The organism is Parvularcula marina (assembly GCF_003399445.1).
In the GTDB taxonomy this organism is placed as follows: Bacteria; Pseudomonadota; Alphaproteobacteria; order Caulobacterales; family Parvularculaceae; genus Parvularcula; species Parvularcula marina.
Genome location: NZ_QUQO01000001.1, coordinates 962,567 through 988,544, shown reverse-complemented (window position 1 = coordinate 988,544; position 25,978 = coordinate 962,567). Strand labels below are relative to the sequence as shown.

The 25,978-nt window shown below is 57.6% G+C and carries 20 protein-coding genes and 1 tRNA gene; 13 read left to right on the top strand and 8 right to left on the bottom strand.

The genetic code is table 11. The features are described from left to right. Positions 1 to 98 precede the first annotated feature (98 nt). Positions 99 to 302, top strand: coding sequence for a dodecin family protein (locus DX908_RS04575; protein WP_116391248.1), 204 nt, complete (start codon positions 99 to 101; stop codon positions 300 to 302). Here the strand turns inward: DX908_RS04575 and DX908_RS04570 are convergent. Next, positions 286 to 1,107 carry a polysaccharide deacetylase family protein gene (locus tag DX908_RS04570; RefSeq protein WP_116391247.1) on the bottom strand — a complete coding sequence of 274 codons (822 nt, stop codon included), beginning with the start codon at positions 1,105 to 1,107 and terminating at the stop codon, positions 286 to 288. The genes DX908_RS04575 and DX908_RS04570 overlap by 17 nt on opposite strands. Before the next feature lie 100 nt (positions 1,108 to 1,207). Between DX908_RS04570 and gpmA the strand changes: the two genes are divergently transcribed. Next, positions 1,208 to 1,915 carry a 2,3-diphosphoglycerate-dependent phosphoglycerate mutase gene (gene gpmA, locus DX908_RS04565; protein ID WP_116391246.1) on the top strand — a complete coding sequence of 236 codons (708 nt, stop codon included), beginning with the start codon at positions 1,208 to 1,210 and terminating at the stop codon, positions 1,913 to 1,915. Positions 1,916 to 1,920: 5 nt separating this feature from the next. Here the strand turns inward: gpmA and DX908_RS04560 are convergent, their stop codons facing one another. Together DX908_RS04560 and DX908_RS04555 are read right to left on the bottom strand one after the other, a co-directional pair. Then, the gene (locus DX908_RS04560; protein ID WP_147303728.1) at positions 1,921 to 2,175 is read right to left on the bottom strand and encodes a hypothetical protein; all 255 of its coding nucleotides are present in this window, start codon (positions 2,173 to 2,175) and stop codon (positions 1,921 to 1,923) included. A 134-nt stretch (positions 2,176 to 2,309) separates the two neighbouring features. Further along, a complete protein-coding gene (locus DX908_RS04555) occupies positions 2,310 to 2,774 on the bottom strand; it encodes an Hsp20 family protein (protein WP_116392985.1) in 465 nt (154 codons plus the stop codon). A gap of 239 nt (positions 2,775 to 3,013) precedes the next feature. Here DX908_RS04555 and DX908_RS04550 point away from each other — a divergent pair, with 239 nt between their 5' ends. Genes DX908_RS04550 through DX908_RS04540 form a run of 3 tightly spaced genes read left to right on the top strand, consistent with a single transcriptional unit; the run spans position 3,014 to position 5,271 of the window. Beyond that, complete coding sequence (locus tag DX908_RS04550) at positions 3,014 to 3,943, top strand: class I SAM-dependent methyltransferase (RefSeq protein WP_116391244.1); 930 nt, start codon at positions 3,014 to 3,016, stop codon at positions 3,941 to 3,943. A gap of 1 nt (position 3,944) precedes the next feature. Beyond that, positions 3,945 to 4,256, top strand: coding sequence for an SCP2 sterol-binding domain-containing protein (locus tag DX908_RS04545; protein WP_158548501.1), 312 nt, complete (start codon positions 3,945 to 3,947; stop codon positions 4,254 to 4,256). Continuing rightward, positions 4,249 to 5,271, top strand: a complete 1,023-nt coding sequence (locus tag DX908_RS04540; protein ID WP_116391242.1) for an alpha/beta hydrolase — start codon at positions 4,249 to 4,251, stop codon at positions 5,269 to 5,271. The genes DX908_RS04545 and DX908_RS04540 overlap by 8 nt, the downstream gene beginning before the upstream one ends. Here the strand turns inward: DX908_RS04540 and dprA are convergent. Then, positions 5,181 to 6,287, bottom strand: a complete 1,107-nt coding sequence (gene dprA / locus DX908_RS04535; protein WP_116391241.1) for a DNA-processing protein DprA — start codon at positions 6,285 to 6,287, stop codon at positions 5,181 to 5,183. The genes DX908_RS04540 and dprA overlap by 91 nt on opposite strands. Positions 6,288 to 6,300: 13 nt before the next feature. Beyond that, a complete protein-coding gene (locus DX908_RS04530; protein ID WP_116391240.1) occupies positions 6,301 to 6,639 on the bottom strand; it encodes a P-II family nitrogen regulator in 339 nt (112 codons plus the stop codon). 123 nt (positions 6,640 to 6,762) lie between these two features. Here DX908_RS04530 and DX908_RS04525 point away from each other — a divergent pair, with 123 nt between their 5' ends. Then, positions 6,763 to 8,193 carry an NAD(P)H-hydrate dehydratase gene (locus DX908_RS04525; protein ID WP_158548499.1) on the top strand — a complete coding sequence of 477 codons (1,431 nt, stop codon included), beginning with the start codon at positions 6,763 to 6,765 and terminating at the stop codon, positions 8,191 to 8,193. Between the two features lie 79 nt (positions 8,194 to 8,272). Continuing rightward, the gene (locus tag DX908_RS04520) at positions 8,273 to 10,852 is read left to right on the top strand and encodes a calcium-binding protein (RefSeq protein WP_116391238.1); all 2,580 of its coding nucleotides are present in this window, start codon (positions 8,273 to 8,275) and stop codon (positions 10,850 to 10,852) included. 130 nt (positions 10,853 to 10,982) lie between these two features. Here DX908_RS04520 and DX908_RS04515 read toward each other — a convergent pair. The 3 genes from DX908_RS04515 to DX908_RS04505 all read right to left on the bottom strand — a co-directional run bounded on the left by DX908_RS04515 (position 10,983) and on the right by DX908_RS04505 (position 17,889). After that, positions 10,983 to 11,067, bottom strand: a tRNA-Leu gene (locus tag DX908_RS04515). Positions 11,068 to 11,317: 250 nt separating this feature from the next. Next, on the bottom strand, positions 11,318 to 14,686 hold the full coding sequence (locus DX908_RS04510) for a TonB-dependent receptor domain-containing protein (protein WP_158548497.1): 3,369 nt from the start codon (positions 14,684 to 14,686) through the stop codon (positions 11,318 to 11,320). A 314-nt stretch (positions 14,687 to 15,000) separates the two neighbouring features. Further along, positions 15,001 to 17,889 carry a TonB-dependent receptor domain-containing protein gene (locus DX908_RS04505; RefSeq protein WP_116391236.1) on the bottom strand — a complete coding sequence of 963 codons (2,889 nt, stop codon included), beginning with the start codon at positions 17,887 to 17,889 and terminating at the stop codon, positions 15,001 to 15,003. A 496-nt stretch (positions 17,890 to 18,385) separates the two neighbouring features. Here DX908_RS04505 and DX908_RS04500 point away from each other — a divergent pair, with 496 nt between their 5' ends. Genes DX908_RS04500 through moaA form a run of 6 tightly spaced genes read left to right on the top strand, consistent with a single transcriptional unit; the run spans position 18,386 to position 25,977 of the window. Next, positions 18,386 to 19,000, top strand: a complete 615-nt coding sequence (locus tag DX908_RS04500; RefSeq protein WP_158548495.1) for an RNA polymerase sigma factor — start codon at positions 18,386 to 18,388, stop codon at positions 18,998 to 19,000. Then, a complete protein-coding gene (locus DX908_RS04495; RefSeq protein ID WP_158548493.1) occupies positions 18,993 to 19,988 on the top strand; it encodes a FecR family protein in 996 nt (331 codons plus the stop codon). The genes DX908_RS04500 and DX908_RS04495 overlap by 8 nt, the downstream gene beginning before the upstream one ends. Positions 19,989 to 19,992: 4 nt before the next feature. Next, the gene (locus DX908_RS04490; RefSeq protein ID WP_116391233.1) at positions 19,993 to 23,148 is read left to right on the top strand and encodes a TonB-dependent receptor domain-containing protein; all 3,156 of its coding nucleotides are present in this window, start codon (positions 19,993 to 19,995) and stop codon (positions 23,146 to 23,148) included. A gap of 44 nt (positions 23,149 to 23,192) precedes the next feature. Further along, on the top strand, positions 23,193 to 24,317 hold the full coding sequence (locus DX908_RS04485) for a THUMP domain-containing class I SAM-dependent RNA methyltransferase (RefSeq protein ID WP_199564580.1): 1,125 nt from the start codon (positions 23,193 to 23,195) through the stop codon (positions 24,315 to 24,317). Positions 24,318 to 24,343: 26 nt separating this feature from the next. Beyond that, on the top strand, positions 24,344 to 24,904 hold the full coding sequence (gene mobA, locus DX908_RS04480; RefSeq protein WP_158548491.1) for a molybdenum cofactor guanylyltransferase: 561 nt from the start codon (positions 24,344 to 24,346) through the stop codon (positions 24,902 to 24,904). Positions 24,905 to 24,942: 38 nt separating this feature from the next. Continuing rightward, positions 24,943 to 25,977: a GTP 3',8-cyclase MoaA gene (moaA, locus tag DX908_RS04475; RefSeq protein ID WP_438943317.1), complete on the top strand. Its 1,035-nt coding sequence runs from the start codon at positions 24,943 to 24,945 to the stop codon at positions 25,975 to 25,977. Position 25,978 lies beyond the last annotated feature (1 nt).

The window sequence follows — 25,978 nt, the reverse complement described above, 5'->3', positions numbered from 1 at the left end:
ATGTCCCTCCGCCCGGAACGGTAACTGCTTTCGATCATTGACCTTTTGATCCCCGACGCGCTCGGCTCGGGGTCCATCAATCCAGAAGGAGGAAATCCATGGCTATTGCCCGTGTGACCGAAATCATCGCCGCATCGAAAAAGAGCTTCGAGGACGCAACGGAAAAAGGCATCGAACGCGCCTGCAAGACCCTCAACAATGTGCAGGGCGCCTGGGTGCAGGATCAGAAAATGACCATCAAGGACGGCAAGATCGATGAATACCGTGTCGGCCTTCAGGTGACCTTCATTCTGGACGACTGATCCGGTCGATCCCTTGTGACAGGCTGATCACGTCATAGCCTTTCTCGTCCATTGCGATGAGAAAGGCTTCAAGGGAGATGAAGGTCGCAGCGAGACGCGCCTCGCGTCCGCCGGCCTCGCCATCGTGAAAGACGACAATCGCGCCGGGATAGACATTGCGGGCAAGCTGGCCTGCATATTTCCGGGCACGTTTCGCATTGAGGTCTGGATCATCCGTATTCGTCTTGTTCCCTCCTGCATCCCAAGGGATAAAGGACGCAAGCACATAGCGGCGCTGAATGCCCAGGGCCGCCAACGGACGGTCATATCCATATGCCGTGAGCGACGTGTCCATATTGCGAGGGCGGTAGATCCCATGTGGCGGCCGGAAATAAAGGCGGGCACCATCTCCGAATGTAGCAAGCTCCGTATGGGCTTTTGCGAAGGCGGCGCTGAATTCTTCCTCGCTCATTTTCCAGGCAGGCTCGTCTGCGGGCAGATGGCTGCCGAGCTCATGGCCTTGTTCGATGGCGGCTAAGAGGGCGAGCCGCGTATCCTCTGAAATCTGATCCGTATGCACAAAGAATGTTGCGCGCGCATCATACCGGGCGAGCAGATCGACGATCTCTTGCGTCCGCGAAGAGGGCGCATCATCGATCGTCAGGACCACGAACTTATCCTCCCCCGCAGCGGGCAGGCGCATCATGCCTGCCGGGATCAGCGGCTCGGCAGCGGGGACGGCAACGCGCTGCACCGTGCCGCAGGCAACGACCGGGGCGACGATAAGCGCTGTGAGCGCAAGGAGGATCAGATGCCGGATTTTCATCGGCAAAACCTAGCCCAACTTGCCGTCAGTGGGCAGGGCGGTTTGCAATCTCCCTGCATGCCGCTATCGGAAGCGAGTGAAGTCGAAAAGGAACCTGCCCATGCCGAAGCTTTGTCTCATCCGTCACGGCCAGAGCCAGTGGAACCTTGAGAACCGGTTCACCGGCTGGGTTGACGTTCCGCTGACGGAGAAGGGGGAGGCCGAGGCCAGACGCGCAGGCGAGCTGATGGTCGAAGCAGGTTTCGAGCCTGCGCGCGCTTTCACCTCTGTTCAGACGCGCGCGATCAAGACCCTCAATCTGGCGCTTGAATCCGCCGGGATCCTCTGGCTGCCGACGACCAAGGATTACCGCCTGAATGAACGGCATTATGGCGGCCTGACCGGGCTCGACAAGGCGGAGACCGCCGAGAAGCACGGTAAGGAGCAGGTCCATATCTGGCGGCGCAGCTATGACATCCCGCCGCCGCCGCTTGACGATTCATCGGCTTTCCCCAGCCTGACGGATCGCCGTTATGCCGGGATCGATGTGCCGAAAACGGAATCCCTCAAGATCACGCTGGAGCGAGTGCAACCCTATTGGGAAGCCGAGATGGTCCCGGCGCTGAAATCGGGTGACCTGCTGGTCGCCGCGCACGGCAATTCGCTTCGTGCGCTGGTGAAGCTGCTCTTTGGCGTCTCGGATGAAGATATCACCGGCGTTGAGATTCCGACCGGCAATCCGCTGATGATCGATCTCGACGACGCGCTCAACGTGACAGCGGCCCGCTACCTGGATGAGGCGCGGGCGACTGACTTGCCGTCGTTCTGATCTGATCAGCTGATGCAGGCGAAGGTGCGGTAGGCCCAGCCCTGCCGCGTCGTCGGCTGCTGGCCGTAAGGCACTGCGGTCGCATAGCCCTTGGCGCGGCATTGCGACTGGGCGGAAGCCGCCGTGCGGGTCTGGTCGTAATTGTTGGGATCGTACTGCACCGTGACGATCTCACCATATTCCGCCGCCGGCGGGGTGGTCACACATCCGGCCAGCGTTGCGGCCAGCAAAGCACCAAAAATCAAACTCTTACGTGACACGCATGCCTCCTCACCATTCCCGGGCCTCTCTCTTTAGCACAGAAATCCAGAAGGGACACGGGGGCGCGTGAGACGAAAAAAGGCGCCCGGGGGAACCGGGCGCCAAGGCAGAAATGGGGAGGTAAAGAGAAGGCTTAGGCCGCGTTCGAGGCTTTCAGCACTTTCGGGCCTTCGGATTTGGCGCCGATCTCGATTTTCCGGGGTTTTTTGGCTTCAGGGATCTCGCGCTCAAGCGAGATGGTCAGAAGGCCGTTTTTCAGCTCAGCGCCAGCAACATGCACATGTTCAGCGAGGCGGAAGCGGCGGTCGAAGTTCCGGCCGGCAATACCCTGATGCAGGAATTCACGGGTTTCGTCGCCTTCGGTCGGGCGGCGGCCCGTCACGCGCAGGTCACGGTCGATGACTTCCAGCTCGAGGTCGTCTTCGGAGAAGCCGGCAACGGCAATGGTGATTTCGTAATGGTTCTCGTCCGTGCGCTCGATATTGTAGGGCGGATAGCCGCCTGTCTCGAGTTTGGTCGCATTATCGACGAGGTCATTGAAAAGGCGGTCAAAACCCACAGTGGACCGCAGATACGGGGTGAGATCATAGCTACGCATGTCATTCTCCTTGATGAGCAATAACTGAGCGCCTTGGCCGCGCTGACCCTCCCAAAATGGCGAGGAAGACAAACCCTGACGCGCCGGCGCATTTGCCGCCGACAGGATATAATTTGGAGCTGTGTTTTGGGGTTGCAAGAGGGCGGGAGGCGAAACTGACGAGAATTTGCCGAGAAGCTTGGTACTCTTTCCCGGACAAGGTTAAGAGGCCCGGCAGTATAGAATCAGGGAGACCCTTTATGCGCCTTCAATTTGTGACTGTATCCGTCCTTGCCCTCGCTCTTGCCGGCTGCGGCGGTGAAGAGTCCGAGGCTGAGACTCCTGCCGAAACGCCCGCCGCCGAAATGGAAGATGGGATGGCGCCTGCTGAAGACGGTGCTGAAGCCATGAGTGAAGAGATGGACGATGACGGCATGGTGACGCTGGCCACCGTGCTCGCCGATCCGGCGCGTGCGGATGCAGCAGCGCGCGATCAATATCGTCATCCGGCGGAGACGCTGGAATTCTTCGGGCTTGAGCCGACGATGACAGTCATCGAGGTGACTCCCGGCGGCGGCTGGTATCAGGATGTGATCGCCCCTTATGTGGGCCTTGGCGGCGGCACCTATATCGGGGCGGATTTCGAAGCCTCGACAAGTGAGCGCGCTGCGCAGCGTGCTGAGGCTTTCAAGACCAAATACATGACTGGTGATTTCGGCGATGCGCATCTTATCCCGTTTGTCGATGGCGAGGGGATCAAGGCCGAGCCGGGCGCGGCTGATATGGTCCTGACCTTCCGCAATGTTCACAACTGGGAAATGCGCGGGTATGCGGATCAAGCTTTTGGGAGCTTTTATGCGGCGCTGAAGCCCGGTGGTGTGCTGGGGGTTGTTGACCACCGCCTGCCCGAGGAAATGGACACGGAGCTTCAGAAAAGATCCGGGTACATGAAGCAATCGACCGTCATTGCCCTGGCCGAAGCCGCTGGCTTCGTGCTCGATGCAGAATCCGAAATCAACGCGAATGAGATGGACACGGCCGATCACCCTTTCGGGGTTTGGACCCTGCCGCCAGTCAGCCGCACCCCACGTGAGGGCGAAGACGCGCCTGAAGGTTTTGATGCGGAGAAATATCTTGCCATTGGCGAGAGCGACCGCATGACCCTTCGCTTTGTGAAGCCGGCTGAGTAAGTTGGTCGATCAGGAATTGCTGTCCGCCGCGGGAAAATTCTTCCCGCAAGCCTTTGATGGTGTGATCCGTATCGAAGTTCTCGATGCGGATTATGCCTTCTGGGTGGATGGTAGGACAGCGCCGCCTAAGGTGAGCGCGGAGTCGCCCGAAGCGGTGGCGACGCGGTTTTGCCTCTGGCGAATTGATTTTCCTGATCTTAGCCAGCTTTTTGCGGAGGGCGGTCATCGCCTGCAGAACAGTTTCATTACCGGCCGGTTGAAAATCAGCGGCGATATGGGGGTGATGGCCCGCCTGGAGACAGCAAATGTCTGACGCACATCTCATTGAAATCCCCGAAAATCCGTTACCGGAGGGAATGTCCGCGCATTTCATTGAGGCGGCGGACGGCGCGCGGCTGCGCATCGCGACCCTGCCGAAACTGGACCACGCAAAAGGATCATTTCTCGTCGTGCCCGGCTGGGCGGAGTTCATCGAGAAATATGCCGAGGTCGCAACCGAGCTGCGGGACAAGCAATATAATGTGATGATCTGCGATCCGCGCGGGCAGGGCTATTCCCATCGTGTCGCGATGAATGATGATCGTGCGCTGATCGATGATTTCCGCAAATTCGTTCGCGATATGGATGAAGTCTTTGCCGATTTCGTCGCGAACTTCCCGGCGCCGCATTACCTGCTGGCGCACTCCATGGGCGGCACGATTACGCTTGAATGGCTCGCAACAGGTGATCGCCCGATCGATGGCGTCGTGCTCAGTGCCCCTTTCACCCGACTCTATCCGAGTGGAGTGAAGAGGTTCATTGTACGGACCATGGCGCGGACGGCTCTGTTCTTCCGGCAGGCCCGGCGGCCGATTTCGGTCGCGCCCGAGCAGTCCATGTATTTTCCGACCAATAAGCTAACGCAAGATCCGATCCGCCATGATCGCTTCAAGAAGCTGCAGCTAAAAGAGCCTGACTCCATGGCCGGGCATCCGCGCTATGCTTGGGTTAATGCGGCGATGGCGGCACATTTGCGCATTGATGCGCCGGGGGCGTTATCAGGGATCAAGGCGCCCGTTCTCCTCGTCTCGGCCGACTGGGATGAGACGGTCGATCCGACCCATCACCATGAGCTGGCAGAACGATATCCCTTCATCAAGCTGGTGACCGTGCCGGGCGCACGCCATGAGCTGCTGATGGAAAAAGATGAGTATAGAGAGCAGTTCTGGGCCGCGTTCGACGGTTTTATGGCGGCGTGTCAGGCGGAAGCCGACAACGTGAACATGCCGCCTGAGCCCTCATCGGCGGTGCCTGAGAGCACCAGATCCAGCAATATGTCCGCCAGCTGAGCAGGGCTGGCTGAAGACAGCCGCAACAACTCGTCCCGATGGATCGGCGTTAAGCTGAGGAGGGAGATGATCTCGTCCTTCAGGCGCGATTGTTCTTCCTCGGGGAGGGGAGCCTGCTCGTCCTCCTCAAACTGGAAGAAAGGCGCAGGCGGCGCTTTCTCCATATCGCCGAGGGCCGTCATGACATCATCGGCGTGCCTCACAAGAACCGCCCCCTGACGGATAAGACGGTTCGTGCCCGCTGAGCGCGGATCAAGCGGCGAGCCGGGCACGGCGCAGACATCGCGGCCCTGCTCCAGCGACAGGCGGGCGGTGATCAGCGTGCCGGAGCGTTCCGCGGCTTCGACAACGACGACCCCGCGCGTCAGCCCGGAGACAATGCGATTGCGCTTGGGGAAGTCCCGCGCGGTGGCTGTCTGTCCCATCCGCATTTCGGAGATGACAGCGCCCTGTGCGGCGATGGCATGATAAAGCTCGGCATGTTCCGGCGGGTAGATGCTATCGACCCCGCCTGCGAGAACAGCAATCGTCCCTGTGCCGAGGGATGCTTCATGGGCGGCGCCATCGATACCGCGCGCAAGCCCCGAGGTGATGACCCAGCCGAAATCGCCCAGATCCCCTGCCAGATCGGCGGCCATGCGGCGGCCCGCAGCAGAAGCATTCCGGGCCCCGACGATCGCAACGCCTGCCCGGCCCAGAAGGGCTGTGTCCCCGATAACGGTCAGAACCGGGGGCGGATCGGCAATGGCCGCCAGAAGCTCGGGATAGGCTTCGTCGCCCAGGACCAGAAGCGTGGCCCCTTTGCGGTCAATGGCGGACAGCTCCGTCTCGATCTCGGTTTCAGGTGCAATCGAGATCCGGCCTTGCACTTTTTTCGCGGCGAGGAATTGGGGGAGTTCGGCAATCGCCGCCTCTGCTGAGCCGAACTTTCGGACCAGCTGGCGATAGGTGACAGGACCGATGCCGCGAGAACGCGCCAGCCGCAACGCGGCAAAGCGTTCCTGCACAGCGTTCATGAGAGAGTTGGCATCAGAGGGCGGCGGAGCCCGTCTCGCCGGTGCGGATGCGGACAACCTGCTCGACTGGCGTCACGAAGATCTTGCCGTCCCCGATCCGGCCCGATTGCGCCGCTTCGGTAATGGCCCGCAGGACATCATCGACCTGATTGTCATCGACAACGATCTCGATTTTCAGCTTGGGCAGGAAATCAACGACATATTCCGCGCCACGGTAAAGTTCCGTATGCCCCTTCTGACGGCCAAAACCGCGGGCTTCGGACACGGTCATGCCTTTCAGGCCCAGACCCTGAAGCGCTTCCTTCACATCATCGAGTTTGAAGGGTTTGATGAGGGCTTCGACCTTTTTCATGCTTGGATACCTTGGGCTTGGACTGGACGCAGTCTAGATATGTCCGCCGGGCGAAGCAATGCGCTGAGACTCATGATGAATTCAGCTCCAAAATCCGGGCGGCAGCTCATTTTTCCTGCTCACATGGCTGAGATCGATGCGCGCACCATTGCGGGCGGGACGCCCGGGATTGTGCTGATGGAGCGCGCCGGGCAGGCCGTTGTGACCGTTTTGCGCGGGATTTGGCCCCGGCGGCCGGTGTTGATCCTTGCTGGTCCCGGCAATAACGGCGGGGATGGCTGGGTGATCGCGCGCCTCCTGAAAGAGGCGGGCTGGCCCGTGACCATCGCGAGCGACTGGCCGGCTGGCGCGCTCAAGGGAGACGCAAAGCTTGCCTGCGAAGCGTCAGGCATAACGCCGGTGCCGCTCGAGGAGGCTGATTTTTCCGCCGCGCCCCTGATCGTCGACGCGCTTTTCGGCGCGGGACTGGCCCGGTCGATTGAGGGGAAACTCGCGGAAGTTTTGCGTCGGGCGGCTGCGAGCGGCGGACCGGTTCTGGCCGTCGATCTTCCCTCCGGCCTCTGCGGGACAAGAGGGGAAGTGCTCGGGGATTCGCTGAAAGCAGATGTCACGGTCACCTTCGGCGCGGCAAAGCCGGGTCACCTTTTGGCCGAGGGACGTTGCTATTCGGGTCAGCTTCATGTCGCCGATATCGGTCTTGATCTCTGCGAAGGGGAGGAGGACGCCCTCTGGAACCATCCTCTTCTTTGGTGGGATCGCATGCCCCTTCCACCATCCGCTGCGCATAAATATGCGCGGGGCGGGTTGCTGGTCGTCGGCGGGCCACGTCATCAGGGCGGGGCGGCGAGGCTGACGGCAAAGGCAGCGGCAGTGACCGGCGCAGGTGCCGTGACGCTGGCGGTCTCTGCTCAGGCGGCAGATATCTACGCGGCCAGCATCGATGCGATCATGCTACGGACGGTTCGCGACGAAAGTGAGCTGGCGGACTTTGCGGCCAGTGACAAGATTGCGGCCATCGCCATTGGTCCGGGGCTGGGGACGGATGAGAAAGCCGCCGCATGGCTTGGGGCTGTGCTTTCGGCGGGCAAGCCTCTCCTGTTGGATGCGGATGCTCTCACGCTTTTGGCGAAACGGGCGGAGCGGTTGGCGGGATGCCCTGAAGGATCGGTCCTGACGCCGCATGAGGGCGAGTTCAAAAGGCTGTTTTCTGACGTATCCGGATCACCGCTTGAGAGGGCAGAAGAAGCAGCCCGTAAATCCGGTCAGACCGTCCTTCTAAAGGGGGCGGCAACCGTCATTTCTGCACCGGGCAAAACGCCCGTCATCAACACGCGTTCGAGCCCCTATCTTGCCACCGCGGGATCGGGCGATGTGCTCTCCGGCATCATTGCCGGCTGGCTTGCGCAAGGTGTTGATAGTCAAGCGGCAGCAGGGGCAGGCGCATGGATGCACGGTGAATCGTCCTTGCAATATGGCCCCGGACTGACAGCTGACACCCTATGGCAGAAAATACCCAACGCCCTGCACGCTATTGGAGCGAGAACTGACGATTAAACTTCTCTTTCATTGCCAATGACTTAGCCGATGGTGTATGTAACGCGCGAGAGAGAAGCAGGCCGCGTCAGGGGTTTTGATGGCCGAGGAGAGCCCATCAACAGGTCAGATCTGGTATGCCGGGGACCGTAACGGAACGGTCAGCGGCGACGTAAACTACCCCCTTGCCGGATTCGTTATTCTGGGTACGGATGTATCGCGTGGTGAGCTGACTCTCAATCCAGATGGAACCTTCGAATATGTGCCTCTCTCCGGCTTCGAAGGCATCGACCAGTTCACCTTCTTTTTTCTCGATGGCGGAACGCTTCGCGAAGTCGTCGTCACCATCATTGTCGGCACGCCCGGCGGCAGCCTCGTCTTTGGCGATGACACGTCCGAGCTTTTCCCCGGTCTCGGCGAAAATGCCTTCGGCGATGACTATTTCGACGGACGCGGGGGCTCCGACTACCTGCTCGGTCTCACCGGTGATGACAGCCTGCTGGGCGGCAGCGGCGATGACACAGCGGTCGGCGGCATCGGAGACGATACGATCCGTGGTGAGAATGGTGCGGACATCCTGTTCGGGGATACAGCGCTTGACGACAACATCATCGGTGAAGGCGGCAATGACCTGATCGAAGCTGGCGATGGCCATGATCTAGTCTTCGGGCAGGAAGGCGACGATACCTTACGCGCTGGTCTGGGGGCGGACTATGTTAGTGGCGGCGCAGGGGCGGACAGTATCGCCGGTGGGGGCGGTGAAGATTATCTTCTCGGGGAAGACGGCAACGACACGATCGACGGCGGAGCTGCGGACGATGTCGTGATCGGCGGAAATGGCAGCGACATCCTCTGGGGGCAGAACGGTCACGACACGCTGAGTGGCGGCGCGGGCAACGACCGGCTTCATGGGGGCGCTGACCGGGATAATCTTTCCGGGGGTGCGGGCGATGACTTCCTGCGCGGTGATGCGGGGCGGGATTACCTGATCGGCGGCGATGGCAAGGACACCCTGCTTGGCGGGAACGCGGAAGACACGCTGGTCGGCGGCAAGGGGAATGATGACCTCTTCGGCGACAAGGGTGATGATATTCTTTATGGGGAGGAAGGTCTCGACAAACTCTCCGGCAGTGCGGGGAATGACACGCTCTTTGGGGGCGCTGGCCGAGACGACCTCAACGGCAATCAGGACGAGGATCTGATTTCCGGGGGCGCCGACGATGATGATCTTGAAGGCGGCGCCGGGGATGACAGCCTTTATGGCGATGAGGGCAACGATCTTCTGCAAGGCGACGACGGGCTTGATTACATCCGCGGCGGCGAAGGGGATGACACGGCGCGCGGCGGCAGCGGCCATGACACGCTGCTTGGCGATGACGGCAATGACTATCTCTATGGCGGCAGCCTTGTTCTGCCGCTTTATGTCCGGCCCGGCGGTATCGGCATCATCTATATGGATGAAGAGGCCGATGGTCGCGACCTACTGTTCGGTGGCGCTGGCGATGACACGCTGATCGGTGGGGCGGATACGGATTATCTCGATGGCGGCGAGGGAACGGATCTGCTCTTCGGCGGGACGGGTAGGGATACCCTGCAGGGCGGCGGCGGCGATGATGATCTCTATGGCGAGAACGGCGATGACCTTCTCAATGGCGGGGGCGGCAATGATGTCCTGAGCGGCGGAGAGGGCGACGACAAGCTCGAGGGCAGCGGCGGCGATGACATCCTGCTCGGTGAAGAGGGCGCCGATGCCATCAGTGGCGGCGCGGGCGCGGACTATCTTGAGGGCGGAAATGGTCAGGACACGCTCGATGGCGGGCATGGTCATGACACGCTCTATGGCGGCGCGGGCAAGGATATCCTCTTCGGCTGGGATGATCGCGACGAGCTTCATGGCGGCGATCACGCGGACACGCTCGACGGTGGGCGAGGTGCTGACTGGCTGATGGGAGATGCCGGTTGGGACCACCTTTCGGGCGGTCAGGGGGATGACACACTCGATGGCGGCACCGACAACGACATCCTTTTGGGCGATGCGGGTGCGGACATTCTTTATGGCGGGTCCGGCTCTGATACGCTGGCTGGTGGCGAGGGCGATGACTGGCTCGAAGGTCAGAGCGGGGCGGACAGCTTCCTCTTCGATATCACCGTGCATACAGAAAACGGCCAGATCACCGGGATCTCTGCTGACTTTGGCGCGGATATTATTGCCGCTTTTGATGGCAACCAGCCCGACCAGCTTCTCTTCCGGGTCACCTATGAGGGCGAGGCGCTGGGCGCCGGGGCGGCCTATGCGATCCTGGCAGCGCTCGATGATGCGATTGCCTTTGCTGGTGGCGATTTCGATGGCGATGGCGACTCGGATGACCTTCAATTGAGCTTCATCAATGGGGGCGCCAGCATCACCATCTTCGGGGCGGGCGAGGCGCTCGTCGATCTGTCGGACGTCATCTCGCTAAACCCGAATGGCGGGTCTGTTTATTCTTTCCAGTCGATTACAGGCAGTACGGATACGGTTGATTTCGTGTTTGATGATCCAGAACGACTGCGTCCTCTGGATGAACGGCCGGACGGGTTTGATATCCCACACCTCGCTGATCCTATGGTGGATTTCCCGATGCCGGATGATGTTCCGGCCCCGTTCGATATTCCCGAGATGGAACCTGATTTCATTTTCTGAGCGTACTGTTCACGAGCAATAGAGAGTTTGCAGGCGAGAGGGTCGCCTCGATGCGGACATGCGCTCAAATATCAAAAGGCGATAGCGCAATAAAACGGCCTCAAGCAGCGAAATGCGAGGCCGGGTTAGATGGTGCGGGTGAGAGGACTCGAACCTCCACACCTTGCGGCGCCAGAACCTAAATCTGGTGCGTCTACCAGTTCCGCCACACCCGCTCCGAATGGCGATCTATAAGGCCCGTTCAACCAATAGGCCAGAGGGGCTGAGAGAAAATCTGCGATTCCTCACGAACGGCCATGGGGAAGAGGAGCTGAGGTGTAGACGTCGTCTCGATGCGCCATCTCATCTCAGGGTCTTCAGGTGAGCTTTTCGCGCTGCTGTGTCGTTCGAGGCGACCTAATGAAAAAGGCCCCGCGGATTTCTCCGCGAGGCCTTCTACTAGGAAGAGAGTCTGGGAGAGACCTCTTAGTAGAATTTCTTCCGTACTGTGAGGAAGTATTGACGGCCATCGTAAAGATAGCCGGCACCGATTGCGGCGTTGTTGTTCGCCTGGAACTCGCCACCATTCACGAGAGCCGGTTCGGTGGCAAAGATGTTCTCGACACCTGCTACAACGCGCCAGGTATCACCCTGATAGCGGATCGAGGCTGTGTGATAGAATACCTCGTCAGCAAATCCGACGTCACGGCAAAGCTCGTCACCCACCGTCGGACCGCCGCAGTTGTGCCCGACAAAGCCGGTGCCCTGGCTATCGAAAGCATCCGAGAACGGATCGATGCCAGCCGCGTCCTGCTCCACGTCACCTACGTAACGGGTCTGCCAGGTGAAGCGATAGTCAGAGAGATCGGCGCGGAGAGTGACCCGGCCAGTCCACTCCGGGAAGCTCGGTTCACCGACAAAACTGTCGGGTGTGCCGACGCCTGCCGCGTCAACAAGAATGTTGTCGCGTTCAAGGAGCTGGTTGGCGCGGACATCAATGCCGAAATCAACCGGTTGATCCCACATGGTCATATCCCAACCAAGATCAACATTATAGTCGAGGCCCGTCACAGTTTCCTTGTCACGGTTGATGAAGCCCTGATCGATCACGTCGAGACGACCCGGTTCGACACCGCCAGGCCCCTCACGCGTAATCCGTGAACAGAATGGCGACGAGAGGTTCGTCCGCTGTGGGTTCGAATAGCAGTCATTCAGGATGAACTGTGCTGTCGGGCTGATGACTGAATCTTCGATTTCGATGTCATAGTAGTTGACATTGATGTTCAGATCGAAGGCATCGAACCAAGGCTGTTCAAATGCGGCACCCATCGTGAATGATTCACTGGTTTCCTCGTTGAGATCGAGTGCACCACCTGACTGAACCTCAGTGCTGTATACCTGAACATTGCCTGGAACCGGCGAGAAGTTCGTCGGATCGATGCCTTCAGCCATACAGTTCTGAAGCGTGATCGGATCACGTGTGTCGAGTGTCGGGTTGTAGGAACCATCCACACCGACGGCTGCCTGAGGTGTCACACAAGGGTCGGTGACATTGTTGAAGCCCGTCGTCCCAAGCAGGAAGTTTTCCCGCAGGTTCGGCGCACGGAAAGATGTCCCGAAGCTCGCCTTGAGAAGGAGAGAGTCGAATGGACGCCAGCCCCCTTTGACAGAGTATGTCCAGGCAGCACCATAGAACTCATCTTCCGTCCAGCGCGCTGAGCCGTTCAGGTCCAGTGAACGGATAAGCGGCTTGCCCTGAAGAACTGGCACATCGAGCTCGACGAATGCTTCTCGTGTCCACTTCTCACCGACGCCGCCGGCATCAGAGAAGAAGCCAAAGAACAGCCCGTCACGCGCAACATCGTCCGGGTTCGATTCGAGCTTATCAGTTCTGTATTCGACACCAACCACTGCTGCCACGTCGCCCGCAGGAAGCTCAAAGAGATTGCCTGTCAGGAATGCGTTGAAGACAGTTTGTTCGTATACAGTGTTAAAGTCACGTGTATCGAAGACATAGTCACGTTCTGCCTGTGTCGCAAAATCGCCAATGACACTGTCATAAAGCGAGGGCGCGAAAAGGTTCACCGCAACGCAGCCATCAGCAACGTCAGATGAGACCGTGATCGGTGTGTCATCGCTCGGATCGTTCGGATCCCCAAGCAGGATTGGCGTACACGGTGCGACGAGGTCGACCAGAGCACCAGTCTCTGTTCTCTGGACCGGGTCAAAGCCAAGCGCGTAGTGCAGACGGTCATCACGGATGCCCGGGCGGGAAGAATCACCATCTGACTTTGTATAGCTATATGATGCTTCCAGTGCCCAATCATTCAGTGTCGCAAAGCTCATGAACGGAAGGTCCGCACGAACACCGCCGACGAGGCGGGCTTGCCAGATATCGACCTCGGTGATGTCACGGTCGCCTTCAACGACCACGCCGCCACCGGCTTGTTGAGGCCCGAGCGGTCCATTGAGGAGGCCAAAGGCTGCGGGCGTACAAGCATCTCGTGACAAGCCAAAGCAGCCCGGCGTACCGCCACCGCGACCATCAAAGTAGTAGCGACGGAAGCTCTCGATATAGTTCGGGTTCGTCAGCAGACTGTCAGCTGCCAGACCGCAATCCACACCGTTCGGCTGGTTCGGGTTACATGGGTTGAATGGGTTCAATGCCGGAACGACGGTGAACAGCTGTGATGCACCTGAGTCCTGGAAAATTTCATTCTTCACATACATCGCTTCGAAGAACGGCGTGATATTCATATCGCCTTCGAAGGTGTACTCGCCATAGGCCATCCCAGAGAAACGCTTTTGCTCGTTGATAAACGAGTTGTTGTTCAGGACGCCGTTCGGGGAATAGTCGAGATAGACAACATCGGTTACGCCATCTCCATCACCATCGATGGGTACAGAGTATTGAGAGTCTTCCGAGAAGTTCGGAATGCCGACATTGGTTTCGCCAGGGGTGTAGTAGACAAAGCCCAGTCCACCCGGAACACGGCGAATTCGACGACCGAGAGAAGCCGGGATACAGGATTCAGCCGGATAGAACTGGCCGAGATCGCCATACCGGACCTGGAAATCAATTGACTGAGAGCGAATTTCACCAGACTCGGTGATTTCGATATCCTGGTCGCATCCCGAAAGGAAATCGCGGTCAGAAAGTTTGACCTCTTCCTGATAGTCATATTCGACACCGAGGCCGAAGAAGCCGCGATCTGTGTTCTTACCCCACGCTGCGCTCAGCGTGTAGTCGCGGCCAGCGCCTTCAGTCGGGTAATCGCCAGATGCCTGAAGTTCCAGACCTTCAAAGTCCTTGCGCAGAATGATGTTACCCACGCCGGCCACAGCGTCAGAACCGTAGACGGATGAAGCACCATCAAGAAGGAGGTCATAACGCTGAACGAGTGAGCCGGGGACGAGGTTGATGGACGGCGCGAAAGGAGCCCCCTCGACACCCGCTGGTGCCATCCGGCGACCATTGATGAGGAGCAGAGTGCGGTTCGCGCCAAGGCCACGAAGGTTGACGGTTTCAGAGCCCGGGCCGTTTGATAGGACGAGACCAGCGAATGTGGAATCGATCTGTTGGCCTGATGCCGCCTCAGATTGTTGCAGGATCTGCGAAGGGTCGATCAGACCGACTTCGAGTGACTCTTGCGCATCAATGACCTGAAGTGGCGAGATCGAGGTGAAGGTATCGCGGCGAACGCGCGACCCTGTGACAACAACTGTATCACCGCTGTCCTGATCATCGAGTTCTTCCTCGTTGATCGTATCTACCCCTGAATCACCACTCGTATCCTGTGCCCATGCACCTGTGGTGGCTGTGCCGGCCGCCATAAGTGCGATGAGCGAGGTCACCGTGAGCAACCGATTTCGCCCAACTTCTTCAAATTCCATTTTTCTCATGATTTCGCCTATCGACTGTAGTTTGACGCGACGGCTCGATCCGGCTGCGCTCACGCGCCCCCAATACCGGCACCCCGCCGGTCCGCCCGTCAAAGCTAGGACACGAGGCAAGAGCTCTCCCTCAGGGCGGCAAATGAATGCGGCCAGACATGTAGTAAAATTGTCACATTGGGGGGCAGGCAGAAATGTCATCCCTGCCAGGAGGGCAGGGATGACGATAATGCGATCCTTACCGGGAAAGCTCGGCTTTCCCGGCGATGCTTGGATCAGAAGCGTTTGGTGATCCGGGCGAAATAGTACCGCCCAACCACTGCCGAGCCATGCACACCCACCAGCGCATTCGCGCCGATGTTGAAGGCATAGGGCGGCTCTTCATTCGTCAGGTTGTTGATCCCGACTGACAGCTTGGTGCTGTCATCGATTTCCCAACCGCCGACGGCGTCGAAGATCAGCAGGCTGTCGATGACATCATAACCAAGAGCGTTATCGCCCCCGTAATTCACGTCATCCATTTCGGGCGTGTAGTTTGCCCGCAGCTCACCGAACATGTTGTTCCAGTCATAACGCGCAGCACCTGTCAGGCGGTATTCTGGAACGGCACCTTGGCCTGTCGTTGCGCCGCCGTAATTCCCTTCACCGGGGAAGAGGCTGAACTCGAGGACATACGTCCCGCGATGGCTCAGGCTGGCAACGCCTGGACCGGCATTGAAGCTGTAGTCCACAGCCCAATCGATGCCGGACGTCTCAAGCGGAGGTGTCCGGTTGATCGGCGTCCGAGTGAGATTCTGAAGGTTGCCATTGGCATCCCGCGTGATGAGCGAGCATGTCGGATCACTCAAATTCGGGCTGTCATAGCAGACGTCCAGGATCTCGTTTTCAAGATCAGTCACCGAAATGAAATTATCGACTTCGATGTCATAGTAATCTGCAGAGACCCGCAGCCCACTGATGAAGCTCGGTGAGTAGATCACACCAAAAGTGAAGGTCTCTGCCAGTTCTGGCTCAAGATCGAAGGTACCATCTGCAAGGTCACCCCCACCAAGGACAGGAAGCTGTTGAGCCGGTTGCTGATAGCCCATGGGAACGCCAAGAGGGCCAGCGGACGCACAGTTGGCAAGGCGCGTTGCCGTACCTTCTGGGCCCGTTAACGTCGTGCCACTACACGGATCATTGATTGAGAAGAAGCCGACCGTCCCGCCCGAGAAGACATCTACGAGGGTTGGTGCACGGAAGGCAGTACCGAGCGTACTGCGGATCCGAAGTTCATCCGTGACAGTCCAGTTGACGCCGACCTTGTAGACAGAATCGCTACCGAAGTTTGAGTATTCAAACGCGCGGCCCTGAAGGTTCAGGGACAGGTAGTCCACAAGAGGCACATCCTTAAGGAGCGGGATGTTCAGCTCACCGAAGACTTCATAAGTGTCAAAGGCCCCGTTCGTTGAAAACGTCTGGTTTGCGATACTGACGCCGGATTCGGTGATGGAGTCAGGATTGATGTCGACGGTTTCCTCGCGATAATCAAAGCCAATGACGGCACCGAGAGGCCCTGCGGGGAGCTCGAAAATGTCTCCGCCAATAAAGCCGGAAACGGCTTCCTGCGTGAAGCGAGAACGGGACTCAGCCGTATAGCCGAAATAGTTGATTTCGGATTGAGACCAATTTCCCGGACGGTAGACATCAAGGGCACCGAGAGAGCCCGGCTGCAAAGAGCTCACGCAGACAGGGTCTGCCGCACAGAGAGCCGGATCAACAATCGTCTGCAGTCGCTGCATATTGAAGATGCCTTGTGAGGCAATCGAGGAATCGACTTCAGAGTAGAGATAGGAAAGCTCCCAGTTGAACCTGTCCCACAGATCTTCGCCCTGCAGGCCAAAAACCATCCGCATGGAGGAAGCATCGATGTCGGAACGTCGTGTGCCGACCGTTGACGATGGACGCAGGCGATAAAGCTGAGCAGCTTCACCCGGATAAGGGTTGTAGGGGTTGGTTCCGGGAATATCGACGTTGGGGAAGTTGCCAGGCCCATTCCCTTGGAAGAACGGGTTGCCGTCCAGCTTGCTTACAGATTCGCGGTCGGAATACTGGAATTCAAGGAATGCTCTGACATTCTCATTGAGGTCATAATGACCTGTCGTCGCAATGTTGATGACTTCGCTGCCGTTCAGGATCGACTGCTCAAGCGCGTAGTCATACCGGCCTTCGGGAAGCTCATCGATTGCTGAAGGCGCAAAAGACGGGCAGCCATTTAGGCCTACATTGGTGATTTCATCACCGCCGAGACGAATGGGGAGCGTACAGAAGAAATTGTCATCACCGGCAAATGCCGAGTTGATGCTAAAGACGCCATCGCCATTCGTATCGAAGATGAACGCGCCGCCCGGATGGGCAGAAGAGCCGTTGGCAATCGTCTGGCTGCCTTCGCCGATAAAGGAGATTGTCGGGACAGCCCAGTCACGGTTCGTTTGCGGAACGAGTTCGGCGTAATTGTACTCAGCCGAAAAAACGATATTCCCGCGGTCGAAGTTCGTGCCTAGAACGGCCTGGACCTGCAACTGGTCGCGGTCATCGAAAGTGCTTCGTCCGGCAAAGCCGCTGACTTCGAACCCTTCGAAATTATCCTTGAGGATGATGTTCACCACACCGCTGACAGCGTCAGCGCCATAGACCGCGGAGGCCCCGTCACGAAGGATCTCGATCCGTTCGACCATGGCCTGAGGGATAAAGCTGAGGTCCGCAGCTTCGTTCTGCAGCGAGTCAGCAAAAGACGCGACACGGCGACCATTGATCAGGTTCAGCGTACGGTCCGCACCAAGACTACGAAGGTCGACCGACTGAGCACCGCCACCGGACAGCACGTTGCTCTGTGTAAAACCGCCATCGCCGACAGCCAGCTGTTTACGGAGGACTTCCCCCAGGTCGAGGTCGCCAGATAGCTGCAACGCCTCGCCTGAAATGACCGTCACGGGGGATTCGGCCGTGAATGTATCTCTGGCAACGCGAGACCCGGTGACGACGACTGTGTCGCCATTATCATCATCCGCACCATCATCCTGTGCGGATGCGGGAGCCGCCATGAAGCCTGCCATGACGAGCGCCAGGGCAGACGTCATCGTCAGGACGCGGGTGCGTCCCGTTTCTTCAGTTCTGATTTTCATCTCGTTTCGCCTATCAATTTTATGGTTGGACTAGGCGGTACGATCCAATACCGGCACCTCGCCGGCCCGCCTGTCGAGAATAGGACACGGTGAGGCTACGCTTCCTCAGTTGAGGCTCAGACAGTGGGGCGGAATGTGGCAAAATCGTCACAATCAGGTTTTGGGGAGGTTCATGAACCGATCCTGCCACGCTTGATGTCTCTATATATACCGCACGAAAACGCATGAACCTGACGCCAAAAGTGCAGGCTTGCCTTCGTTAGAGATTTCGGGGCAATGTAGAAAAATGGCCGGTTCGTAAATTGCACAGAACGAACCGGCCTGGAATTTGGGGTTAGGATCGTCAGTGTTCACCAGCGATCCTGTTCCTGAGACACCGCTAGAGGACGACCCCTCAAAGAAAATGCACGAAAAGTGCAGAGGGAATTTCTGAAGCGGCGGATCGGGAGCTGGATCAATATTTGCCTGCAGCACAGCAGGTGTGATGGTGAGCGTGATGGACGATGAAATAGCCGGCAAGGTAACCTTGACGGCACATGACAGGAAAGCCACCGAACGCGGCTTGCGCCGATACGATCGGTTGCTTGTGTCGTGGTTAACGAAAAAATTCGGTGATCAGGATCTGGCGCAGGATCTTGCGCAGGAAACCTATCTGCGCGTCTGGAAATACGCAGAGCATAACCACATCGAAAATCTGAAACCGCTTCTGTTCAAGACAGCGGCAAATCTCGCAGCGAATGAGTTTCGGGCTCGTGGCCGCTGGCGTGCATCAGGCGCTCGCGACAGCGATGGCGGGGCCGCCAATGAAATCGAATTCGTCGCCTGCGAAGCCCCATCACCCGAACGCGCTGCGATGGCCAAGGCGGAAGCAAAGGCATCGCTTGCCGCAATCAAGCAGCTGCCAGAGCGCCAGCGCCGCGCATTCGTCATGAACCGTTTCGAAGGGAAGAATTACATCCAGATTGCAGAGGCGCTCAAAGTTTCAGTGAGCAGCGTAGAGAAATATATAATGGCCGCCCTGACGGCTCTCCGCAGCGCGACTGCGGAAGAAACACCTCACGCTAATATTGTGAGTTTCCCGTCGCGGAAACGGGATGGGTCACATGAGTAAGTCGAATTTGAATATGACGAAGACGGATCAGATTGAAGAGCAAGCGGTCACATGGATGGCCCGAAATCTTTCAGGGAACATTTCGCCTGAGGAGAAGCATCGCTTCAGCGAATGGATGAAAATCCCTGAACATGCGGCCGCCTATGAGGCGATAACTCATGTCGCTGCCTCAGTTGATGAGCTGAGTGAAGATCTGCTGGCAGAGCATTTTGAGGCAGAGCTCAATGAGCTGGAAGCGGCAAGCCGTCCGCGGCGCAGTTTTGTGCCGGCATTTGCGGCAATGGCTGCAAGCCTCGTTGCCGCCGCTGGCATCTGGTCATTCTTCCTGGACCAGCCTGAATATCTTGAAAGCCACTATGCAACCCTTGTTGGTGAGCGTGAGGCTGTCCCTCTGGTGGATGGCAGCACCATCACGCTGAATACCTCGACTGCGATCGATGTGAGTTATGATGATCGGGAACGCCGTGTCGCGATGGCGCAGGGCGAAGCCTATTTCAGCGTCGCAAGTGAACCTGACCGGGAATTTTCCGTCCTGACAGACCACGGACGGATTACCGTCACGGGGACCAGCTTCAATGTCCGGACATCAAATGGCGAAACGACTGTGTCGGTCGTCTCAGGCGCTGTCGATGTTCTGCCCGCTGGAGGCGATCATGTGACACTGCTCGCGGGAGAGGCCGTTTCCTTCGGTCCCGAACGGGAAGGCGCGATCAAGACACATTATGATGCGACACGCGTCCTTTCTTGGCGGAGTGGTCGGGCCATCTTCGAGGAAACGCCGCTTGTAGAAGTGACTGATGAGCTCAACCGGTATTTCCCTGTTCCACTGGTCCTTGCGCCGGGTGTCATGATGGATGCGCCGGTGACCGGTGAGTTTGATCTTTCAGATCCGACAACTGCAATCCGTGGGCTGAGTGTCGCAATGTCTCTGGATGTCACACAGGATGATGGCCGCATAGTCCTTGCGCCGGCAGAGGACGAGGAGTGAGGCAATGAACACGAAGGGCAGGCATTATCTTGCACTCGGCACGGCGCTCCTCTTTGCAGGCAATTGGGCCGTTGCCGATACACTGGCAGATATAAAGGCAAATGGGAGTTCGAATGCGAACTCAAATGTAAGCACAACGTCAGAATTAGGCGTTGCCACCCAGCTGACAGCAAGGGATGCGATCCGTTCCCTTGCGCGCAGAGCAGGGCTCGTCATTATCTATGACAGTCGAAAGATCCGTGAACAGGTGCAGGTCGAGATTGATCCGAATGCGACACCGAAACAGGCATTGGAACAGGTTCTGGCCGGGATGGATCTGCAACTCGAGCCGGTTGGGACGCGGACATTTGCGATCACGCAAAAAGTAGCCGCGCCACCGCCTCAGACAAGCACTCTCGTGCCAGTTCTTGCGGCCGCTAATTTCACCGATACTATTATTGTGACGGGCGTTTCCGCATCGACGGCGCCGCTAGGGCACGAAACATCGGTCGTTGAAATCGATCAGGACACGATACAGCTTCTTTCAGAAACCAAAGCCTCCGATGTCATCTTCGATCTCCCCCAGACTTTGGCATCATTTTCATCTGCCAATACGACCCTTTTGGGGGCGACATCCGGCCTTAACTTAGCAGATTTGCGCGGGCTGGGACCGGAGCGGACGCAAGTGCTGGTCAATGGGCGGCGCAGAACGCCCATGGCGGGCGGGAATGTGACGGTTTTTGCTGTCGATCTAACGACCTTGCCGCATGAATTTGTTCGGCAAGTCGAGATCCTTGATTATTCGCAAGCCGTTTCGATCGGGCCAGAAGCTGTCACCGGTTCGATCAATATGGTTCTTGATACGCAGACGGATGGCCTGGAGACGGGCTTTCGTTATGGCCTTTCTGAAAAGGGCGATTTTGAGCAGAAGTCTGCTTATCTTAAATGGGGCAATGGATTTGCAGGTGAACGAGGGCACATCTTTGGCGCAGTAGAGTTCGCAAGCGAAGAGGGGCTTTTGGGAGCTGATCGAGCCGAAAGCTCATCCCCATACGGATTTGCCATAAATGGTCAAAAAACGAGCGAGGAAGGTGCAGATTTCGTTCCGGGTTTTTCCGGCAGTGTCATTACACCGGACGGTCTTATCGCCGCCCTTGTTCTGGATAATGGCCAGCGGATTTCCGCAGGCCAGGTTCTTCCCAACCAGCTCCTGACGCCAGACGGCGGATTGGAGCCATATGAAGCCCGGCTTGATCAATTCTACAACTGGTCGAGCCGTCAGAGCCGGATCCTGCCGAATGAACGCCTTCTTGCCGTTGGCGCGATAGAGTATGAGCTTACACCGCAGACGGATGTTTATGCTGAGCTGCATCTGGGGCTTGGCAGGACGAATGTCCAGACATCGCCTATTCCTGCTGTCGGGTCCGGCGGGCCGGACCCGATTTCAGGTGATGGGATCCGGATCTCACTCGATAGCCCGATCGTTCCCGATGCGATCCGTGATGAGATTACATTATTTGCTGGTGATCAGGTCGACAGCATCGTCCTGTCTAAAAGGCTCGTGGCTCTCGGCAACCGGCAGGGCAAAGTCGACCGCAGCTATGTAGAATTTATTGCAGGCGGCGAGAAGCGAACCGAAGGTCCGACTTCTTATTCTGGGTACTATCGTTTTGGACAAACCACGACCGATATGACCCAGTACAATCTCGTCAGCCGCTCTAGGCTGGCAATTGCGCTGGACCCGGATTTGTGTGCAGCCACACTTGGTTGCGTGACTGCCAATCCATTCCTTTCCGGAGGATTGGATGCGGCGGCTGATTATCTTCGGGCGACTTCTGAGCCCAACAGACTGACGGTCACAGAGCATGAATTTTATGCGGATGTCGCAACCGAGCTTGATCTTAAATGGGGGAAATCAGCTTCGCTGCTAGCGGGCATTTCGTGGCGGCATAATGAGGTCGATACGGACAGACCGTCCAGCAATGCTGATATCCTGACATTGGCACGGGTCACCGGCTATGACGGGACCGAAGAGCAAACGGATTTATTTGCCCGTTTTACTCTGCCGCTCATTTCTGATCGAGCGTTCATCAGCGAATTCCGCGTCGGTGGCGGCGGCCGTATTGTCCATTCGGATGTAAGCGGATGGTCCGAGAATGCAGAGGCTTTTGCAGATTGGGAGATCCTCGAAGGTCTCTCCTTACGCGGCGTTGCGTCTTACGGTGAGCGACCGCCAAATCTATCAGAGCTCTATCTTCAAGCCCCTGGACAGGGAAGTGTTGCTTTCGATCCGTGCAGTGGGCTTGATCCCAGTGAAGAGAGCGTCATCGTTGAGAACTGTCTTGCAGTTGGCCCGTTAGGCGTAAATTCAGGATACGTATCGAGTGGCTATCTTGTAACTATTCCGTTTCTTGGAAACCCTGATTTGGAGCCGGAAACCAACTATAATTGGCGGACTGATCTCATTGTCGAGCCGCACGCATTGTTCGGGTGGGAAGGTGGAAGATCCCGTCTCCGGCTCTCTTACACTGACCTTATGATCAAGGGAATTTTTGACCTCCCGGCCGTGAATATCCTGGATGAATGCTATGGCAGCGTGAATCTTTCATCGGAATATTGCGGCACGAGCACTCTGACGGGAGAACCCTATATCGTCCGTAATCCTGCAAATGATGAGCTGGTCTCCTATAGCTACCCGCTGATCAATCAGCATGAGGCGGAATGGAAAGGGCTGGATTTTGAGGCGCGGATGACCCAGCGGACGAGTTCGCTGGGTCCAATCGATAGAGTTTGGGCGACAGCACTCCATACGCATATTCTAGAAGCTGAAGTAAGTTGGGCAGGCACACTAACCGGGAGCGCTGCATATCCGAGAGACCGCACACTAGTCTCCGCCGGTTTTGATATCGGTCGCCACGAATTTGCCGTACAAGGTCAGCGGCGAGGGGAGGTCAGGACGGCTGAATCCGAAGTCGATCTGGCGCGAATTGGGACCTATACGACATATGATCTGGCATGGCGCAGCCAGCTATCGGAAAACGCTCGTCTGACGGCGACGGTCAACAATCTCACCGATGAAGCGCCACAGATTGCCGCCTTCACCGATGGGCTTAATGTTCTGGCGGAGCATTATGATTTGATCGGGCGCCGTTTCTCGATCGAACTCGAATACAAATTCTGACGGCTGTGCCGTCTATCGACGCCGACGCAGAAGGCGACTAGTGAATGCCGATGGCAACATCTGGTCGTCTAGACATCTTCGCAACCGTACAGCCCGGACTTGAGCCGCTCTTGCTGGATGAAGTCCGGGAGCTCGGCTGGACCGCAGCAAAAGCGCAGCCGGGCGGTATCTCGTTTGAGGGCGGCTGGCCGGATGTCTGGCGGGCAAATCTGTTGCTGCGCGGTGCGGGCCGGGTCCTCGTCCGGATTGGCGCATTCAGGGCAGAACACCTCGCCCAGCTCGACAAGCGCTCCCGGCAACTCCCCTGGGCCGAGTTCATTCCAGATGGCCGACGCGTCAGGGTCGAGGCCACTTGCCGGAAATCGCGGATTTATCACTCAGGGGCCGCCGCAGAACGGATCGAAAAATCATTACGGCTCGCAACGGCGGCGGTGCGAGGTGATGTTGATGATTTGAGGGTCTTTGTCCGCATTGATCAGAATATCTGTACGGTGAGTATCGATACATCCGGTGAACTTTTACACAAACGCGGATATAAGCATGATGTCGGTAAGGCGCCATTGCGCGAAACGCAGGCTGCGCTTTTCCTGCGCGCATGCGGGTACAATGGCGCAGAGCCTGTGCTCGACCCAATGTGCGGCTCAGGCACAATTGTGCTTGAGGCTGCGGAAATTGCGAAGGGGCTCGCGCCGGGCCGCGGCCGATCATTTGCGTTCGAAAATTTGCGAGGATTTGATCCCTCACTCTGGGGACAGATGAAGCAAGAGATAGCTTCTGCGGAGATCGTTTCTGATCAAAGGTTCAGGGGATATGATCGCGACGAAGGGGTGGTTGCAGCCTCAACATCCAATGCCGAGCGGGCGGGCCTTTCAAGCATCACTTCTTTTAACAAGCAGAATATCAGTAATCTTGAGTGCCCGGAAGGACCGGCGGGGTTGGTACTCGTCAATCCGCCTTATGGCGCTAGGATCGGGGAGGGACATGCGCTTTCATCTCTTTATCAGACCCTTGGAAGGCGCCTGAAAGAGGAGTTCTCAGGATGGCGCGCGGGGATCATCACCAGTGAGGAGCGCCTCGCCAAAGCAACCGGTCTGCCCTTCAGTGAGATTGGCCCGCCCGTGCCGCACGGCCCTTTGCGGATTCGCCTCTACCGGACGGCAACCCTCTGATGACTTCCCCCCAAGACAATATCGTCGTGATCCTTGCTGGTGGCCGAGGTTCACGTATGGGGTACAGGGATAAAGGCGAGATCATTCTGGGTGGAAAGCGGATGATTGAGCATGTCACAGAACGGCTGACCCCGCAGGACAGTCTGATACTCATCTCCGGCCCACATGATTATGGGTTGGGCGTGTCCGCAATTCCGGACGAGGAGAGCGGCATTCAGGGCCCCGCTGCGGGATTGTCTGCGATACTGTCATTTGTGCAGGAAAATTATCCTGAGGCAGATGGGTTTTATACCGTGCCGGTCGACTGCCCGTTTTTTCCGGAAGATCTGATTACCCGATTAGACGGGCCAGGTGGTAGCTATCACGCCGTAGACGAGACAGGACCTCACCCGACCTTTGCTTATTGGGCATGCGATGCGCTTAAAAGCGCATTCGAGAATCTTGACGGAGAGCAGGCACCATCGCTCCGGCGACTTCTGTTCCTGTGCGGAAGCCAATCCGTTACATGGCATACGGATCATGCGTTCTTTAACATCAACACTTCCAGTGATATCGAACAGGCGGAGCGATTGATCACGCCCTCTTGAAGAGTGCAGTGTAGCCTGCCAGTTTGCGATCTCTAGCGGTGACAGGATGGCGCCAAATGCCAGAAGGCCAAGAAAAACAGCGGCTAAGAGACGGCTTCGGGCGCGAGATCACCTATCTGCGTCTCTCAGTGACGGATCGCTGTGACCTGCGCTGCTCTTACTGCATGGCCGAAAAAATGACCTTCCTACCAAAGGCTGATGTCCTGAGTCTGGAAGAGCTGTATATGCTGTCCGACCGCTTCATCCGTCGTGGTGTACGGAAGATTAGAATTACCGGCGGAGAGCCACTTGTCCGGCGTGACATCCTGACCCTGATGACAATGCTTGGGGAGCGAGTGAGCGCCGGTGAGCTTGATGAGCTGACGCTGACGACCAATGGGACGCAGCTTGGAAAATATTCTGAGCAGTTAAAAGACATCGGTGTGAAGCGCGTCAATATCTCACTCGATACTCTGGATCGGGAAGTCTTCGCAAAGCTTTCGCGGCGCGATGCGCTTGATCAGGTCATGGAGGGCATTGAGGCGGCACGTGCTGCCGGCCTCAAGGTCAAGATCAACGCCGTTGCCCTGAAAGATACGAATGAGGATGAACTCCCGCGACTGATCGAATGGTCCCACGAAAAAGGGATGGATATCACCTTGATTGAGGTCATGCCGTTGGGGGATATTGAGACGCTTCGGAGCGACCAGTATTTGCCGCTGACGGCTGTCAGGGAACGGCTTAAGGCGCTCTGGACGCTGACTGATCTTGATTTTCGAACTGGTGGGCCGGCTCGATATGTAAAGGTCAAAGAGACTGGCGGCATCCTTGGATTTATAACACCGCTTACGAATAATTTTTGTGCCGGATGCAATCGGGTGCGCGTGACCTGTACGGGCGAAATTTATACCTGTCTTGGCTCTGACGGAAAGCTGGACCTGCGATCCGCCTTGCGGAGCGCTACGCCTCAGGATGCGCTTGATGAGGTGCTCGATCGCGCCATGATCGGTAAGCCTGAGCGGCATGATTTTGATATTGATCGCCATGATACCCGCCCTGCCGTTGTCCGTCATATGTCGGTCACTGGGGGGTAGG